We start from the raw sequence: 18182 nt of genomic DNA, 5'->3' as shown, positions 1-18182 counted from the left end.
AACAGGTCCGGAGGGCTTTGACAGGGCCGCCGTGGGCGGGGGAGGGAGGAACCAAGCATGCCCTGGAACACCTTGATCGACGTGGCACGGGAGGACGTGCTCCCGCTGACCGCCCAGATCCGGGACGGCATCAAGCGGGAGATCGCCGAGGGGGCGCTGCACCCCGGCACCCGGCTGCCGTCGAGCCGTCAGCTCGCCGAGGACCTCCGGGTGTCCCGCAGCGTCGTCGTCGAGGCCTACGGGCAACTCGTCGCCGGCGGCTACCTGGAGGCGACCCGGGGGTCGGGCACCCGGGTCGCCACCCACCTGGACCGGGGCACCCGGATGCCGACCCTGCTCGGCGACGCCCGCCCCGCCCCGGTGATCCGCTGGGACCTGCGGGCCGGCGGCGCCGACGCCTCCGCCTTCCCCCAGCGCGAGTGGCTGGCCGCCTACCAGCGGGCCGCGCGCCGGCTCGGCCCGCGCGACCTCGGGTACCCGCCGGTGTCCGGCGTCCCGGCGCTGCGCGCCGAACTCGCCCGCTACCTCGGGCGGGCGCGCGGCGTGCACACCACCCCCGAGCACGTCATGGTGGTCTCCGGGTTCGCCCAGACGCTCGGCCTGGTCTGCGCCACGCTGCCCCGCACCGGCCTCGGCGCGCTCGCCGTCGAGGACCCGTGCCACCCGCAGCAGCGCCAGTTCATCGTCGAGTCGGGCCTGGACTGCCCGTCCGTCCCGGTCGACGAGCAGGGCATCGACGTGGCCGCGCTGGCCCGCACCGGCGCCCGCGCGGTGCTGGTCACCCCCGCCCACCAGTTCCCCACCGGCGCCGTGCTCAGCGCCGAGCGGCGGGCCGCCCTGGTCCGCTGGGCGGAGGACGTGGACGGCTGGATCATCGAGGACGACTACGACGGCGACCTCTGGCTGGACCACGGCCGCCGGCCCACCGCGCTGCAACGGCTGTCCCCCTCCCGGGTGCTCTACGCGGGCACCGCGAGCAAGTCGCTGGCCTCCGGGATGCGGCTGGGCTGGCTGGTAGCCCCGCCCCGGCTGCGCCGCCGTCTGGAGGAGGTCCGCTCCCAACGGGACCTCGGCTGCGACGTGTTCACCCAGCACGCGTTCGCCGAACTGCTGGACGGCGGCGAACTCGACCGACACCTGCGGCGCCAGCGCGAACGGCTGCGGGCCCGCCGCGAGGTCTTCCACGAGGCCGTGCGGCGCCGGCTGCCGGGGGCCCGGATCGTGGGCGCCTTCGCCGGGCTGCACGCCTACGTCCAGCTCCCGCACCGGGTGGACGAGGCCGCGCTGGTCGCCCGGGCGCTGCGCCGCTCGGTGCTGGTGCGCGGCGGCCGCTCGTACCACCACCGGTCCTGGCAGTCCGGGCCGGCCCTGGTGGTGGGGTACGCCGGGGTGCCCCGCAGCGGCGTCGCCGAGGCGGTGCGGGAACTGGGCGAGGCCTACGCCGAGTCGGCGGCGGACGGCTGCCTGCGCAGTGCCTGAGCCGCGCCCCGGCACGGAACGCGGCAGGGACGGCACCGAGAGACGGCCGGACGCCCGGACGGACAGCGGACAGACAGCGGAGAGTCGAGGACACGGCATGGTGACGACGAGGACGGGCGGCGCCCCCGCGCCGCTCGCGGTGCGCGAGGCGGCCTGGCATCTGCCGGAGCAGCGGGTGCCGGTCGGCGAACTGCCCGAACTGGCGGGCCTGGACGGCGGGCGCCGAACCACGCTGGCCGGCCTGGGGATCGACACCGTGGCCGTCGACCGCGAGCTCGGCCCGACCGGGCTGGCCGAGCGGGCGGCCCGCAGCGCGCTCGCCGGCGCCGGGCTCGCCGCCCAGGACCTGGACGCCCTGATCGTCGTCGACTCCCGGGCCCCCGAGACCCTGCTCAGCTCCGAGGCGACCAGGCTCCAGGCCCGGCTCGGCGCCGACCAGGCCGTCACCTTCGGCGTCGGCGGCCTCGGCTGCGTCTCGCTCGGCCCGGCCCTGCTCGCCGCCCGTGGACTGCTCGCCGCCGACCCGGACGTCCGGCACGTCCTGGTCGCGCACGCCTCCACCCCGGCCACTCCCGGCCGCTACCGGCACCCCGTCACCGTCAACGGGGACGCCGGGCAGGCCCTGCTGCTCGCCCGCACCGGCCCGGTGCGGGTGCTCGACCTGGTCCAGGAGACCAACGGCGCGTACTGGGACCTCTTCCGGGTGGACTACCGGGACCGCCCCTGGGAGCGCTGGCAGGAGGAGTGCCGGGACCTGCCCGGCTACTCCTTCCGGCTCGCGGTGGAGACCAGGAACCGGCTCACCGCGCTCCTGGAGCGGCTGCTCAAGCGGCACGGCCTCGACCGCGCCGACGTCGCCGGCTACGCCAGCCAGAACCTCTCGGCGGGCGGACTGCGCTTCCTGGCGGAGTCGCTGGGTGTCGAACTCCTGCCGGAGTGCCGGGAGAACCTGGCCCGGTACGGCCACCTGGGGCCGAACGACGTCTTCCTCAACCTCTGGACGGCGCTGGCGAACGGGCGGCTGGCCGAGGGCGACCGGGTCGTCCTGGTCAACGTCAGCCCGGTGGCGGCCTGGAACCTGCTGCTGGTGGAAATCGGACCCTGGGAGAGCACCGCGTGACCGACACGGCAATCGAGATACGGGAGTTCCTGACCGTCGCACTGCGCCGGCCGGTGGCGCCGGACGAGGACTACTTCGCACTGGGGCTCGCGGACTCGCTGTTCGCGCTGGAGCTGGTGGTCTTCGTCGAGGAGCGGTTCGACATCCGGATCGAGGTGGACGACCTCGACCTGGACTCCTTCCGCACCGCCGAGCGGATCGCCGCGCTGGTCGAGCGCAAGCGGGCCGGCCTGGGCGCGGGCGGGGAGACGGGGGCCGGCTGTGCCGCCCACGGCTAGCGAGACCCGTCCGTCCGCCCCGTCCGACCTGGGGGCTCCGGTGGTCGACGCCGCCGCCGAGCTGGCCGCCGCCGTCCGCGACGATGCCGCCCGCTGGGACGAGCAGGGCGCGCTGCCCGACGAGGCCGTCCGCGCGGTGGCCGCCGCCGGGCTGCTCGGCCTCGACCTGCCCGCCCGCCACGGCGGCGCCGGCGCCACCCCGGCCCAGCTGGGCGAGGCCGCCGCGCACCTGGGCGGCGTCTGTGGCGCCCTGCGCGCGCTGCTCACCGTCCAGGGCATGACGGCCGCGGCGCTGCTGCGCTGGGGCGGCGAGGAGCAGCGCGCGCGGTGGTTGCCCGCACTGGCCTCCGGCGAACGCCTCGCCGGCTTCGCCGCCACCGAACGGGAGGCCGGCAGCGCGCTCGCCGAGGTCGGGACGCGGATCGAGGACGACGGCGAACGGCTGGTCGTCACCGGCGCCAAGCGCTGGGTGACCTTCGGGCAGAGCGCCGACGTGTTCCTGGTGCTGGGGCGCACCGACGCCGGCCCGACGGCCGTCCTGGTGGAGGCCGACCGGCCCGGGATCGTCCGCGAGCCCGTCAGCGGCCAACTCGGCCTGCGCGCCGCGCGGATCGCCCACCTCACCTTCGACCGGGTGCGGGTGCCCCGGGAGAACCTGGTGGCGCCGCCCGGGCTGGGCCTGACCCACACCGCCGCCGTGGCGCTGGACCACGGCCGGTTCACGGTGGCCTGGGGCTGCGTCGGCATGGCGGAGGCCTGCCTGGCCGACGCCGCCGAGCACGCCGCGCGCCGGGTCCAGGGCGGCGTGCCGCTGGCCGGGCACCAGCTGGTGCGCTCGCTGCTCGCCCGCTCCGCCGTCGACACGGCGGCCGCCCGGGCGCTGGCCGAGCGGGCCGCCGAGGCCCGGGCCGGCTCGCCGCTGGGCGCCGCCACCGAGACCGTGGTCGCCAAGTACGCGGCGTCCGGGGCGGCGAAGGCGGTCGCCGACCGGGCCGTCCAGATCCTCGGCTCGGCGGGCTGCGAGCCCGGTGTCCGGGCCGGCCGGTTCTACCGGGACGCCAAGGTGATGGAGATCATCGAGGGCAGCCCGCAGGTCGCCGAACTGCACATCGCCGACCGCCTGCTGCGCCAGGGGGTGCGCCGATGACCGGGCCGCAGCAGCGCGGGGCGGAGCAGGGCGGGGCGGAGCAGGGCGGGGCGGGGCAGAGCGGGGCGGGGCAGAGCAGGGCGGAGCCGACCGTCAAGGTCCTGGTCTGGGACCTCGACGACACCCTCTGGGACGGCACCCTGCTGGAGGGCGACGATCCGGTGCCGTTCCCCGCCGCGACTGCCGCCCTGCGGGCGCTGGACGAGCGCGGCGTCCTGCACGCCGTCGCCAGCCGGAGCGACCGGGCCGTCGCCACCGCGCACCTGGAACGGCTCGGACTGCACGAGCTGTTCACGGTGCTGGAGATCGGCTGGGGGCCCAAGTCGGGCGCGGTGCGCCGGATCGCCGAGACCATCGGCATCGGGCTGGACACCGTGGCCTTCGTCGACAACGACCCGGTCGAGCGCGCCGAAGTGGCCGCCGCCCACTCGGCGGTGCGCTGCTACCCGGCCGAGCAGGTCGCCGCACTGGCCGAACTGCCGGAGTTCCGGCCCGAGTTCGTCACCTCCGACGCCCGTGAACGCCGGTTGCGTTACCGCGGCGAGGCGCTCCGCACCCAGGCCCGGGAGGATCACCAGGGCACCCCCGAGGAGTTCCTCGCCTCACTGGGACTGGAACTGACCGTTCGTCAGGCCGGGCCGGACGACCTCGCCCGCGCCCACGAACTCACCGTCCGCACCCACCAGCTCAACACCACCGGCCGGACCTACGGCCTGCCGGAGCTGCGCGCGCTGTGCGACTCGCCCGACCACCGGGTGCTGGTCGCCGAACTGACCGACCGGTTCGGCGACTACGGCACCATCGGCCTCGCGCTGAGCGAGCGGACCGGGCACCGGGAGGGCGACGGCCCGGCCGGGCCGGCCGAGGTGCTGCGGCTGCTCCTGCTGTCCTGCCGGGTGATGTCCCGGGGCATCGGGCCGGCGCTGATCGGGCACGTCGTGCGCGCGGCCCTCGTCGAAGGGCGCCGCCCGCTGGCCGAGTTCGTGCCCACCGACGTCAACCGGGTGATGCTGGTGAACCTCCGGTTCGCCGGGTTCACCGTGGTGGGCCAGGAGGGGGAGGGTCGGCTGCTGCTCGGCTACCCGCCCGCCGCTCCGCCGCCCCCGCCGCCGGGCCACCTGCGGCTGATCACCCCGGAAGCGGCCGAGGCACCCGGGGCCCCCGAGGCGCCCAACGCCCCTGTCGCCCTTGAGGCCCCCGACGCCCGGAACCGGCCGTGACCGGGCCGGAATCCGTCGTGACCAGGAAGGACACCGTGCACCCGCAAGACACCCAGAACCGCGAGGCAGGCGAGGCCCGGGCGGCCCGCACCGACCGGATCCCGGTCGGGATCGTCGGCGCCGGCACGATGGGCACCGCCGTCGCCCAGGTCTTCGCCGCGGCCGGGCACCCCGTGGTGGTGGTCGACCGGCAGCGGGCCGCCCTCGACGCCGGCCCCGGCCGGCTGCGGGACGGGCTGCGCGCCGCGCGGCTGCTCGGCCGCCGCCCGGCCCCCGGGGAGGCTCGTGCCGAGACCCCCGGCGAAGCCCGCCCCTCGGCGGCGGAGACCGTCGAACTGGTCGACTGGACGGACGAGTTCGGGCGCCTCGCGGTGGCCGGCTTCGTGGTGGAGTGCGCCTCCGAGCGGCTGGCCGTCAAGGAGCGGGTGCTCCGGGAGCTCGACCGGGTCTGCGCCCCCGCCACGGTGTTCGCCTCCTGCACCTCGGCGATCCCGGTCGAGCGGCTCGCCTCCTACACCGACCGGGCCGACCGGGTGCTCGCCACGCACTTCATGAACCCCGCGTACCTCAAGGAGACCGTCGAGGTGGTGCGCGGCCCGGCCACCACCGCCCGGACGCTGGAGACCACCCTCGCCCTGCTCGCCGGGGTCGGCCGCCGCGCCCACGTCGTCCGCGACTCGCCGGGTTTCGTCTCCAACCGGGTGCTGATGCCGATGGTCAACGACGCGGCCGCCCGGGTGCAGGAGGGCGTGGCCGACGCGGAGACCGTCGACCTGATCTTCCAGGAGTGCTTCGGCCACGCCATGGGCCCGCTGCGCACGGCGGACCTGATCGGGCTCGACACCATCGTCGACACCCTCGACGTCCTGCTGGAGACCACCGGCGACGAGCGGTTCCGGCCCTGCGACCTGCTGCTCGACCTGGTGCGGCGAGGACACTTCGGCCGCAAGACCGGGCTGGGCTTCTACGCCTACGGGACCCGCCCGTGACCGCCGGCCGTCCTGCCCCCGACGTGCTCGACCTGATGCGCGAGCGGTTCCGTACGCTGCCCGACCGGACCGCCGTGGCGGTCGGCGATCAGGATCTGACGTATCGTCAACTCGATCTCGAAACAAGTGCGTTGGCGGACCGGCTGGCCGCCGCCGGGGTCGCCCCCGGTCGGCTCGTCCTGATCCACCGCCGCCAGGGCGTGCGCACCGTCGTCGGCATGCTGGCCGCGCTGCGGCTGGGCGCCGCCTGGTGCGTCCTGGAACCCGAGCGCCCCGCCGCGATGGTGCGCGCCCTGCTGCGCGACAGCGGCTGCGCCGTCCTGGTGTACGACGACGGCGACCCGGCCACCCCGCCCGCCGCCGTACGGGAGTTGACGGCCGGCTGCGGGCAGCCCGTCACGGCGGTGGCCGAGAGCGGACCGGCCCCGGCCGTGTCTCCGGCCGCCGGCCGGTCGGACGCCGTGGTGCCCCCGACCGCACCGGCCTACGCCGTCACCACCTCCGGGACCACGGGGGAGCCCAAGGCCGTCCTGGTCTCCCGCGGCGCGCTCGCCCACCTGGTCGCCTCCCGCGCCGAGGACCCCGCCGCGACCACCTTCACCGCCTCCCGGCTCTCCTGGGACGCGCCGCTGCTGATGCTGTTCCACACGCTCTGCGGCGGCGGCACGGCGGTGCTGCCCGACGAACGGGCCCTGCCCGACCCGGAGGCCGCCGCCGCGCTGATCCGCCGCCACCGGGTCGAGGTGGCGGTCAGCCCGCCCTCGTTCCACGTGCTGGTGCTGCCCCACCTGGCCGGCGCCGACGCCCACCTGCGGCAGTGGATCGTCGGCGGGGAGGCGCTGTCGGCCGCGCAGGCCGAGCGGCACCGGGCCGTCCTGCCCGGCACCCGGCTGGTCAACGAGTACGGCGCCACCGAGACCACCGTCACCGTGCTCGCCCAGCCGGTCGCGTCCGCGCCGCTCGACCCCGTCCCGATCGGGCGGTCCACCCCGGGCAACCGGATCCACCTGCTGGACGAGCGGCTCGCCCCGGTCGGGCCCGGGCGGACCGGCGAGCTGTACGTGGCCGGGCCGCAGGTCGCCGAGGGCTACGCCGGGCGCCCGGCCGAGACCGCGCTGCGCTTCCTCCCCGACCCCTTCGCCACCACCCCCGGCGCCCGGATGTACCGCACCGGGGACCTCGCCTCCGCCGACCCCACCGGGGCGCTGGTGTTCCGCGGCCGGGCCGACGGGCAGCTCAAGGTGCGCGGCGTCCGGGTCGAACGCGAGGCCGTCGAAGCGGCGCTGGAACGCCACCCCGCCGTCCGGCAGGCCGCCGTCCTCGCCGTGACCGGCCCCGACGGCGCCACCGCGCTGGCCGCGTGCTGGCTCCCCGCCGACCCCGCCGCCCCCGCGCCGGACACCACCGAACTGCTGGCGCACTGCACCGCCCTGCTCGGCGGCCAGGCCCGGCCGGAGCGCTTCGTCCGGATGGCCGGATTCCCGCTCGCGCCGTCCGGCAAGACCGACCTCCAGGCACTGCGCGCCCTGCTCGCCGAAGACCCCGGCGACCCCGGCGAGACCGGCGGGCCGGACGGTCTCGGCGGACGCGACGAGCCCGTCGAGGCGGACGGCGCCCCGCGGCTCGTGACGCGCTACTGGACCGAGGTCCTCGGACACGGCGACTTCGGACCGGACGACGACTTCTTCGCCGTCGGCGGCAACTCGCACCGGATCGTCGAACTCCACCTGCGCCTCGAAGGCCGCTGGCCCGGCGCCGTCCGCGTCGGCCGGCTCTTCGACCTGCGCACCGTCGCCGAGCAGGCCGCCGCCGTCGCCGGGGAGCCCGCCACCCCGGAGCCCGTCGCCCCGGCGGCCGGAGCGCCCACGGGCGGCGCCCGGCCCGACGCCGCGTACGAAGTCTGACGAACGGGAGAGAGCAGCAGTGACCAGGACCCCAGCGACGGCCCCCGCCGACACCGACATCGCCGTCGTCGGCATCGGCGCCCGCTTCCCCGACGCCGACGACCTGGCGGCCTTCCGGGCCAACCTCGCCGCCGGCCGGGACTCCGTCGGGGACATGCCCGCCGCCCGGGCCGCTGCCACCGGACTCGACCCGGACGCGGGCTACCTGCCGATGGGCCACCTCGCCGACGTCCACACCTTCGACCACGCCTTCTTCGGCCTCTCCCGGCGCGAGGCCGCCCTGATGGACCCCCAGCAGCGGATCGCGCTGGTCCTCGCCCACCAGGCCGTCGAGGACGCCGGCTACGCCGCGAGCGCCCTGCGCGGACGCCAGGTCGCCGTGGTGCTCAGCGCCGCCGCCTCCGGCTACCTCGGCGCCGCCACCGAGCCCGGCCCGCTCAGCGCCCTCGGCAACGTGCCCTTCGCGCTGCCCGCCCGGATCGCCCACGTGCTCGGCTTCGAAGGCCCCTGCTACGCCGTCGACACCGGCTGCAACGGCTCGCTCGTCGCCGTCCACCAGGCCTGCCGCGAACTGCGCGACGGCGAGGCCGAGTACGCGCTCGCCGGCGGCTTCAGCCTGCGCCCCGGCGGCCTGCCCGCCCGGCAGACCGAAGGCATGACCGAACTCGTCTCCCCGAGCGGCCGCTGCCGGGCCTTCGACGCCGACGCCGACGGCACCGCCAGCGGCGAGGGCGGCGCCGTCCTGCTGCTCACCACCCTCGGCCGGGCCCGCGCCGACGGCACGCCCGTCCACGCCGTGATCCGCGGCAGCGCCGTCCGGCACAACGGCCGCGCGGCCGCCACCATCAGCACCCCGAGCGCGCCCGCGCACGCGGCGGTGATCGGCGCGGCCTGGCGCGCCGCCGGGCTCGACCCCGCCCTGGCCGGCTACCTGGAGGCGCACGGCTCCGGCACCCGGCTCGGCGACGCCGTCGAACTGGAGGGCCTGGCCCAGGTGTTCGGGCCGCGCGGGTTCGGGGCGCGGGGCCGGCGGCTGCCGATCGGCTCGGTGAAGACCAACGTCGGCCACCTCGACCACGCGGCCGGGATCGCCGGCCTGGTCAAGGCCGTCCTCGCGGTCGGCCACGGCGAGCTGTACCCGTCCCTGCACTTCCGCCGGCCCGTCGACGAGGCCGCCCTCGAACCCGTCGAGGTGGTCACCGCGCTGCGCCCCTGGGAGGGCGAGGAGCGGATCGCCGGCGTCAGCTCGTACAGCCTCGGCGGCATCAACGCCCACTGCGTGGTCCAGCGGCCGCCCGTGCCCCCGCGCGCCGACCGGCCGGGCACCCCCCGGCTCGTCGGCGTCTCCGCGCGCAGCCGCACCGCGCTCGCCCGGCTCTGCGCCGACCTCGGCACCGCGCTGACCGGCCCGGCCGCCCGCGACACCGACCTCGACGACGTCGCCCTCACCCTCAACTCCGGGCGCACCCACTACGGACACCGGGTGGCGGTGCGGGCCCGCGACACCGCCGAGCTCGGCCGGGCCCTGCTCGAACGGGCGGCCCGGCTCGACGCCTCGGCACCGGCCGGCGGCGCCCCGCGCGGCGGCCGGACCAGGCCGCCCGCCGTCTGCCTGCTGCTCTCCCCGGACGCCGCGCCCGACGCCCCCGGCCCGACGGAGCTGCCCGACACGCTGCCCGCCACCGGCCCGGCGGCCCGACTGCTCGCCGGCCAACTCGCCCTCCACCGCGAGCTGTCGCGCTGCGGCGTGCCCGTGGAGACCGTGCTGAGCAGCGGCGTCTCCCGGTACGCCGCCCGGTACCTGCTCGGCACCCTCACCGCCGAGGACACCCGCGAACTCGCCACCGCCACCGGCACCGGTGCCGAGGCCGCGCCGCCCGACCGGGACCGGCTCGTCGCGGCGGCCGAACGGCTCGCCGCCGCCGGACCGGTGGTGTTCCTCGACCCCGGCCCCGGCGGGGTCCTCGGCCGGCTGCTCGCCGAGCGGTTCGGCCCGGAGGGGCAGGACGGCGCCCGGCTGGTCACGGCCGCCGACGACGGGTTCGCCGCGCTGCTCGGCCGGCTGTACGAATGCGGCCTGGACCTGGACTGGACGGCGCTCGGCCCCGAGCCCGGCACCGCCCGCCGGCTGCGCCTGCCCGGACACCCGCTGGCCGCCACCCCCTGCTGGATCCGGCCCGCACCGGCGGCCCCCGCCCTGCCCGTCGTGCCCGTCGCATCCGCCGTGCCCGTCGCGTCCGCGGCGCCCGCCGTCGAGCGCGCCGGGACCGGCCCCGCCGAGGACCCCGAACGCTGGCTCGCCGAAGTCCTGGGAGAACTCCTGCACAGCGAGCAGCCGCCCGGCCCGGAGGCCGACTACTTCGAACTCGGCGGCAACTCGATCATCGCCCTCCAGCTCGCCGACCGGATCCAGACCCGCTTCGGCTTCCGCCCCCGGCTGCTCGACGTCTACGAACACCCCGCCGTCGGCGCGTTCGCCGACCTCATCCGCCGCCGGGCCGGCGCCCCCGCGGCCCCCGCCCTGCCGCCGATCACCCCGCGCGACACACCCCCGGTCACCTCCTTCGGCCAGGACCGGATCTGGTTCCACCACCAGCTCGACCCCGGCACCACGCTCTACAACCTCCCGATGGTCAGCCTGATCAGCGGCCCGCTCGACGTCGATGCCGTCCGCGGCATGTGGCACGACCTGATGCTGCGCCACGAGGTGCTGCGCTCCAACTTCGCCGAGGAGGACGACGAGCCGGTGCTGCGGATCCGCCCGGAGCCCGGCGACTTCTTCGCCTTCCATGACGTCTCCGCGGATCCGGACCCGCTCGCCGCCGCCCGCGAACTCGTCCGGCAGGCCGCCGAGCACCGCTTCGACCTCGCCCACGACCCCCTGGTGCGGGTGCTCGTGGTCCGGACGGCCCCCGAGCAGCACGTGCTCCAGGTGACCATGCACCACGCCGTCAACGACGGCGCCTCGCCGCGGATCTTCGAACGCGAGCTGCCCGAGCTGTACGCCGCCCGCCGCGAGGGCCGCCCGCACCGGCTCGCACCGCTGCCGGTCCAGTTCGCCGACTACGCGGCCTGGCAGCGCGAACTGGTGGCCGGCTCGGCCCTGGACCGCGAACTCGCCTACTGGTGCGAGACCCTGCGGGACGCGCCGGTGCTGCGGCTGCCCACCGACCACCCGCGCCCGGCCCGCAGGGACCACGCCGGCGACCTCGCGGTGTTCACCGTGGACGCCGCCCTGATGCGGGAGCTGCGGCGGCTCGCGGCCGACCGCTCCGTCACCCTCTTCGTGGTCCTGCTCGCCGGCCTCTACCTGCTGCTGGCCCGCCGCAGCGAGCAGGACGACCTGGTCGTCGGCATCCCGACCACCGGGCGCAACCGGCCCGAACTCGAAGGCCTGATCGGCTTCTTCAACAGCACCGTGGCGCTGCGCGCCGACCTGTCCGGCGCCCCGTCGGTGACCGCCTTCCTGCACCGGGTGCGCGCCGTGGTGCTGGAGGCCCTGGAGCACCAGGAGATCCCCTTCGACCGGGTCGTCCAGGCGCTGACGGACGAGCGCGATCCGGGCCGGAGCCCGCTGTTCGACGTGTTCTACGTGCACCAGGAGCTGCCGCCGATCCAGCAGATCGAGGGCACCTCGACCGGGTACTTCGACATCGGCCACAGCGCCGGCAACCTGTTCGGCGGCCTGCCGGCGGGCACCGCCAAGTTCGACCTCACCCTGATCACCTCCGACCGGGTCGGCGACGACGCCATGACCGCCTGCCTGGAGTTCAGCACCCAGTTGTTCACGAGCGAGACGGCGGCCGCGTTCGTCGAGGAGTACACCGAGCTTCTCCGCGAACTAGCCGCCGCCGATGGCGAGTTGCCGATCTCCCGGCTGCGGGCCGGGGCGCCGGCGGCCGTCTCCGCCGACGCGGTCCCGGCCGCCTCCGCCGAGGTGCCGGCGGCCGGCCCGCCCGGGCCCGTCCGGCTCGACGTCCCCACCGACCGCCCCCGCCCGGGCCGCCCCGACTACACCGAGCGCAGTGTGACCGTCCCGGTCGACGAGTCGCTGCGCGGCGCGATCGCCCGGTCCGGCCCGCACCCCGACCGGGTGCTGCGGGCCGGCTGGCTGGTGCTGCTCTCGTGGATCTCCGGCCAGGACGAGGTGGCGGTCGGCCTGCCCGGCGGCGCCCTGCTGCGGGCCGACCTCGCCGACGAACCCGCCTTCACCGACCTGCTCGGGCGGACCACCCCCGACGGGACGGCCGGCCCCGGAGCCGAGCCCCCGGTCCGCTCCCGGGGCGACAGCGACGGCGACGGCGACGGCGACGGCGGTGGCCACGGCGTCGGTCCGCGCGGGGCCGAACTCGACCTGGGGTGGCGGGCGGAGAGCGGCGCCGCCCCCACGGCGCTGACCGTGCACTACGCCCCCGAACTCTTCGACCCACCGACCGCGACCGGCTTCGCCACCGGCCTGCGCGAGCTGCTGCGCGGCCTGCTCGCCGAGCCCGACCGCCCGGTCCACGACGTGGCGGCCGACTACGCCGACTACGCGGACCGGGCCGACTGCGCGGACCACGCCGACCACGCCGACCACGCCGACGCGCCCGAGAGCGTGACCCCGCACTCCGACGACGACACCGTGAGGGCCCTGTGAGCAGCTCCACCGCCACCCCGCTCGACGCCGCCCGGCGTGCCGTCCTGCGGGACACCCCGCTCCTACCCGCCGACTGCGTGGCGCGCCTGGTCCGCTTCGAGGGCCCGGTCGGGCCGGACCGGCTGCGCCGCGCCGTGGTCCGGGCCCTGGCCGAGCGCCCGGACCTGCACACCGGCTACCGCGCCGCCGCCGGGGGCGGCCCCGGCCTGCTCCGCCCGGCCGACCCGGCCCAGCCGCCCGCCGTCGCGGTGATCGACCTCGACCCGGAGGAACTGGACGGCTGGCTCGCCGCCGAGCTCGTCCGCCCGCTCGACCTGCTCGGCGGGCCGCTGGTGCGCCACGTGCTGATCCGCCGGTCCGACGGCGGGCTCAGCTGGTTCCAGCGCCACCACCGGCTGGTCGACGACGACGCCGGGCTGGCCGCGCTCGTCCGCCGGGCCGGCGAGCTGTACGCCGAGGACGGCGAGATGGCCCCCGCCTCCCTCGGCACCCCCGCCTCCCTCGGCACCCCCGTCCCCGCCCCGGACCCGGACGCCGACCGGCCCGCCGACCGGGCGTACTGGCGGGAGGTCCTGGGGGCCGCCGGCCCCGAGCCCGCCGCCGCCCGCCCGGCCGGGGCCGTCGCGCCGCCGGCCGAACTGCCCTGGTTGCCGGTGGCCGACCCGGCCGCACTGGCCCGGGTCGCCCGGGCCGGCGGCGCGGGCCCCGCCGCGGTGCTGCTCGCCGCCGCCGCCGTCCACGCGCACCGGCTGACCGGCACCCGGGAGCTGCTGCTCGGACACTGGCGTCCCGCGCCCGGCCCGGGCGGCCGCGGCCTGGTCGTCCCGGTGCGCCTCGCCCCGGCCCCCGGGCTCAGCTTCACCGCCGTCCTCCGGCAGGCGGGCCGCGCCCTGCGCGCGGCCCGCCGCCACGGCCACCGGCCGGACCTCGACCTGCCCTGGGGCCCGTCCTCCGGGTACGGCCTGGTCACCGGGATCGCCGACAGCGCCGAGCGGGTGGCGTACGGCCCCGGGACGGTCGCCGTCCTGGCCCGCGCCTGGGGCGAGCCGCTGCCCGGCCTGTTCCTGCGTGCCGACCCCACCCCCGGCCCGGCGGACCCGGACGGGGCGTGGCGGGTCGCCGCCGGCGGCCACGGCGCCGACCCGGCGGCCCACCGCCGACTGGTCCGGCTGCTGGCGCGGCTGGCGGCCCGGCCCGACGAGCCGATCCACTCCTTCGACCTCGCCGGCGAGGACGAGCTCGCCCTGCTGCGGAAGGCCAACGCCACCGGACACGCGGTGCCCGAGACCACCGTGCCCGCGGCGTTCGCCGCCCAGCTGGCGCGGACCCCGTCCGCCGTCGCGGTGCGCGGCGGGGGCGAGGTGCTGGACTACGCCGAACTGGACGGGCGCTCCGAGCGGATCGCCCGGTTGCTCGCCGGCCTCGGTGTCGGCCGCGAGGACGTCGTCGCGGTGCTGCTGCCCCGCACCCCCGCCCTGGTCGCGGCCGTGCTGGGCGTGCTGAAGGCCGGCGCCGCCTACCTCCCGGTCGACCCGGGCCACCCGCGCGGCCGGGTGGAGTTCGTGCTGGCGGACGCCCGCCCCCGGGTGGTCCTGACCACGGCGCAGCTGGCCGCCGCCGCGCTTCCGGAGCCGGCCGCCGACGGCCCGTCCGTCGTCCTGCTGGACGAGCCCGCCGTCGTCGAGCCCGCTCCCGTCGAGCCCGCCGGCGCCGCGCCCGCCGAGGCGAAGCCCACCGGCCCGCTGCCCGGCAACGCGGCGTACGTCATCCACACCTCCGGCTCCACCGGGACGCCGAAGGGCGTGGTGGTCACCCACCGGGCCGTGGCCAACCTCGCCGCCTGGGCGGCGGTCGAGCTCGGTCCCCAGGCCCTCTCCCGGGTGCTCGGCTCCACCTCGCTCTCCTTCGACCTGTCGGTCTTCGAGCTCCTGGTGCCGCTGTTCGTCGGCGGCAGTGTCGACCTGGTGGACAACCTGCTCACGCTGCTGGAACGCCCGGACTGGTCCGGCAGCCTGGTCAACACCGTCCCGTCGGTGTACCAGCAGGTCGCCCGGGCCGAGTGGGTGCGCGAGCGGGCGACGACCTACGTGTTCTGCGGCGAGCCGCTGCCCGCCGCGCTGGTCCGCCAGGTGCACGCCCGCAACCCGGACGCCCGGGTGCTCAACCTCTACGGCCCCACCGAGGCCATCGTGTACGCCACGGCCGGGGCGTGCCCGCCCGGCGCGGACGGCGAGCCGTCGATCGGCGTGCCGATCGGCAACGTGCGCGCCCACGTCCTCGACCCGGCCCTGCGGCCCGCGCCGGTCGGCGTCACCGGCGAGCTCTACCTGGCCGGCGACTACCTGGCCCGGGGCTACGCCCACCGGCCGGGGGCCACCGCCGAGCGCTTCCTGCCCGACCCGTTCGGCCCGCCCGGCGCCCGGATGTACCGCACCGGGGACCTCGCCCGCTGGACCGCCGCCGGGGAGCTGGAGTACGCCGGCCGCACCGACCACCAGGTGAAGATCCGCGGCCACCGGATCGAACTCGGCGAGATCGAGGCCCGGTTGACGGAGCTGGACGGCGTCCGGCGGGCCGTGGTGGTCGCCACCGACGACGGCGAGGGCGACCGCCGCACGACGGCCTTCCTGGTCGCCGCCGAGGGCCGCCCGGCCGATCCGGAGGCCGTCCGGGCGGCGCTGCGCGAGGTGTTGCCCGCACCGGTCGTCCCGGCCGCCCTGGTCTTCCTCGACGACCTCCCGACCAACGCCAACGGCAAGACCGACCGCGGCGCGCTCGCCGCCCTGGCCGCCGGAGCCGCGCCGGGGACCACGCCCGAGCCCCCCGCCGCCCCGGCCGCCGGCCCCGTCGAGGTGCTGCGCGAGCTCTTCGCCGGCGTCCTCGGCCTGCCCGGAGTCGGCCCGGACGACAGCTTCTTCGCCCTCGGCGGCGACAGCATCCGCTCCATCAAGCTGCTCCGCCGGGCCCGCCGGGCCGGGCTGGCGCTCGCCCCGGAGGACGTGTTCGCGCACCCGACCCCGGCCGGACTCGCGGCCGTCGCCACCGCGCTCGACCCCGCCGACCAGGGCGCCGGCCGGCCCGCCGACGGCGAACTGCTCCCGCTGGACGCCGCCGCCCGCGCCTGGCTGCAGGACCGGTTCCCGGGCCACCGGGACGTGCTGCCGCTGACACCGCTCCAGGAACGGCTGCTCTTCCCCACCCAGCACAGCCAGGGCGGCGGCGGGGCCTACGTGATGCGGCTGTGGATGCTCTTCGACGGGCGGCTCGACCCGGTGGCGCTGCGCCGCGCCGTCGAGGCGCTCTGCCGCCGCCACCCGAACCTGGCGGCCGGGTTCGTCCGCCTCCCCGACGGCCGGCCCGTCCAGGTCGTCCCGGACCGCCTGCCGCCGTTCACGGAGCTGGACCTCGGCGGCCTCACGGCGGCCGAACAGGAGACGGAGACCGAGCGGTTGGCCGCCGAGGCCAGGACCACCCGGTTCGACCCGGCCGACCCGCCGCTGATCCGCTTCACCCTGCTGCGGCTGGGCCCCGGAGAGGGCGTGGGAGCGCAGCGGTACCGGCTGGAGGTGGTCGCCCACCACACCCTGATCGACGGCTGGTCCAACCAGCTCCTCCTGCCGGAGCTGTTCGCCCTGTACCGCGACCCGGCCGGACTGCCCGAGCCGGTGCCGCTGCGCGCCCACCTGGCCTGGCTGGCCGGCCGGGACCACGAGGCCGCCCGCCGGGCGTGGCGCGAGGCCCTGGCCGCGCCGATCGAACCCACCCTGGTGACGCCGCCCGGGCTGCCGCCCGCCGACGGGTGGCCGGGCCGCCGCTACCGGCCCCTGGGCGAGGAGCGCACCGAACGGCTCGGCGCCCTCGCCGCTGCGCTGGGCATCACGCTCAACACCGTGCTCCAGGCCACCTGGGCGCTGCTGCTGGCCGAGCGGACCGGCCGCCCCGACACCGTGTTCGGGATCATCGTCAACGGCCGCTCGCCGGAGCTGCCGGGCTCCGAGTCCGTCATGGGCTTCCTGATCAACACCCTGCCGCTGCGGATCACCCTGCGGCCGGAGGAGTCGCTGGCCGGGCTGCTGACCCGGGTCCAGCGCGAGCAGGTCCGGATGATCGCCCACCAGCACCTGGGAATCCCCGCGATCCAGCGGGCGACCGGCCTCGGCGAACTCTTCGACACCGTCATGGTGTACGAGAACTTCCCGCAGTCCGGCGACCAGGGCGACGCGCTCCCGGGGGTGCGGATCACCGGCTCGGGCAGCGAGACGGCCGCGCACTACCCGCTGTCGCTGATGGCCATCCCGAGGGAGGGCGGGCTGGAACTCGACATCCTGCACCGGGAGGACGCCGTCGACGCCGAGGCCGCCGACGCCCTGCTCGCCCGGCTGCTGGGGCTGCTCGACACCCTCGTCGCCGAGCCGGACACCACCGTCGGCGCCCTCGGCCTGCTCGACTCCTGGCCCGCGACCGCCGGGCCCGCCCGCACCCCGCTCCCCGCCGACGCCACCGCCGACGCCGCCGATCCCGCCCCGCCCGCGGACGGCCTGGAGCCCATGCTGGCCACCCTGCTGCCGCTGCGCTCGACCGGCACCGGCGCGCCGCTGTTCTGCGTGCACCCGGCCGCCGGGATCGGCTGGACGTACGCGGCGCTGCTGGGGCCGCTCGGCGACCGGCCGCTCTACGTCCTGCAGTCCCGCGGCCTCGACGGCCGGGGGCCGCTGCCGGCCAGCCTGGAGGAGGTGGCCGAGGACTGCGTGCGGGAGATCCGCGCCGTCCAGCCCGACGGGCCCTACCACCTGCTCGGCTGGTCGTTCGGCGGCCTGGTCGCCTACGCCGTGGCCGCCCGGTTGCAGGAGCAGGGCGCCGAGGTGGGCCTGCTCGCGATGCTCGACAGCTACGTGCTCGCCGACCTGCCCGCCCGCTCGGAGGCCGAGGTGCTCGCCGAGCAGGGCCACGTCCGCAACGCCCTGCTGCGGCTGACCGGCGTCGACCGCCCCGCCGACGCGCCCGCGCCGACCGCCGAGGAGTTCCTCGCCCTCGCCAAGGACTCCGACTCGCCGCTCTCCGTCTTCTCCGAACACCACCTGACCGCGCTCGCCGAGGTCTACGACAACAACGTCCGGCTCGGCCGGGCCTTCCGCCCCGGCGGGTACCGCGGCGACCTGCTCCTCATCGAGGCCGTGCCCGAGACCAGCGGGCCCGTCCAGGACCCGGAGAGCTGGCTGCCCCACCTCGACGGCGGCCGGCTGCTGCGGCACCGGACCGACCACGGCCACCAGGAACTCGGCGGCCCGGCCGCCCTCGTCGACCTCGCCCCGGCGCTGCTCGACCGGCTCGGCGACCCGGCCGGGCCACAGGGTCCGCAGGGGCCGCACCAGCCGCACGAGCCGCACGAGCCGGAGAGGAGCTGAA

9 protein-coding genes are annotated in these 18182 nt (G+C 77.3%); all 9 read left to right on the top strand.

Annotated elements, in window-relative coordinates; translation table 11 throughout:
• Window positions 1–57: 57 nt before the first annotated feature.
• The 9 genes from ACIO9K_RS02555 (at window position 58) to ACIO9K_RS02515 (ending at window position 18181) form a co-directional block, all read left to right on the top strand.
• Complete coding sequence (locus tag ACIO9K_RS02555) at window positions 58–1479, top strand: PLP-dependent aminotransferase family protein (RefSeq protein ID WP_363585112.1); 1422 nt, start codon at window positions 58–60, stop codon at window positions 1477–1479.
• A gap of 97 nt (window positions 1480–1576) precedes the next feature.
• Complete coding sequence (locus ACIO9K_RS02550) at window positions 1577–2599, top strand: 3-oxoacyl-[acyl-carrier-protein] synthase III C-terminal domain-containing protein (RefSeq protein WP_363623364.1); 1023 nt, start codon at window positions 1577–1579, stop codon at window positions 2597–2599.
• Window positions 2596–2877, top strand: coding sequence for a phosphopantetheine-binding protein (locus tag ACIO9K_RS02545; protein WP_363585108.1), 282 nt, complete (start codon window positions 2596–2598; stop codon window positions 2875–2877). The genes ACIO9K_RS02550 and ACIO9K_RS02545 overlap by 4 nt, the downstream gene beginning before the upstream one ends.
• Window positions 2861–4024, top strand: coding sequence for an acyl-CoA dehydrogenase family protein (locus ACIO9K_RS02540; RefSeq protein ID WP_363623366.1), 1164 nt, complete (start codon window positions 2861–2863; stop codon window positions 4022–4024). The genes ACIO9K_RS02545 and ACIO9K_RS02540 overlap by 17 nt, the downstream gene beginning before the upstream one ends.
• The gene (locus tag ACIO9K_RS02535) at window positions 4021–5244 is read left to right on the top strand and encodes an HAD-IIIC family phosphatase (protein ID WP_400326334.1); all 1224 of its coding nucleotides are present in this window, start codon (window positions 4021–4023) and stop codon (window positions 5242–5244) included. The genes ACIO9K_RS02540 and ACIO9K_RS02535 overlap by 4 nt, the downstream gene beginning before the upstream one ends.
• Before the next feature lie 128 nt (window positions 5245–5372).
• The gene (locus ACIO9K_RS02530) at window positions 5373–6233 is read left to right on the top strand and encodes a 3-hydroxyacyl-CoA dehydrogenase family protein (protein WP_400326650.1); all 861 of its coding nucleotides are present in this window, start codon (window positions 5373–5375) and stop codon (window positions 6231–6233) included.
• Complete coding sequence (locus ACIO9K_RS02525) at window positions 6230–8137, top strand: non-ribosomal peptide synthetase (protein WP_400326331.1); 1908 nt, start codon at window positions 6230–6232, stop codon at window positions 8135–8137. The genes ACIO9K_RS02530 and ACIO9K_RS02525 overlap by 4 nt, the downstream gene beginning before the upstream one ends.
• 19 nt (window positions 8138–8156) lie before the next feature.
• A complete protein-coding gene (locus ACIO9K_RS02520) occupies window positions 8157–12776 on the top strand; it encodes a condensation domain-containing protein (protein ID WP_400326328.1) in 4620 nt (1539 codons plus the stop codon).
• Window positions 12773–18181: an amino acid adenylation domain-containing protein gene (locus ACIO9K_RS02515; protein ID WP_400326325.1), complete on the top strand. Its 5409-nt coding sequence runs from the start codon at window positions 12773–12775 to the stop codon at window positions 18179–18181. Before ACIO9K_RS02520 ends, ACIO9K_RS02515 begins: the two co-directional genes overlap by 4 nt.
• The last annotated feature ends 1 nt before the right edge of the window (window position 18182 follow it).

The sequence above is a fragment of the Kitasatospora sp. NPDC087271 genome (assembly GCF_044744605.1).
Taxonomy (GTDB): domain Bacteria; phylum Actinomycetota; class Actinomycetes; order Streptomycetales; family Streptomycetaceae; genus Kitasatospora.
Note: the sequence above shows the minus strand (reverse complement) of the source record. Positions and strands in the feature narration are given on the sequence as shown.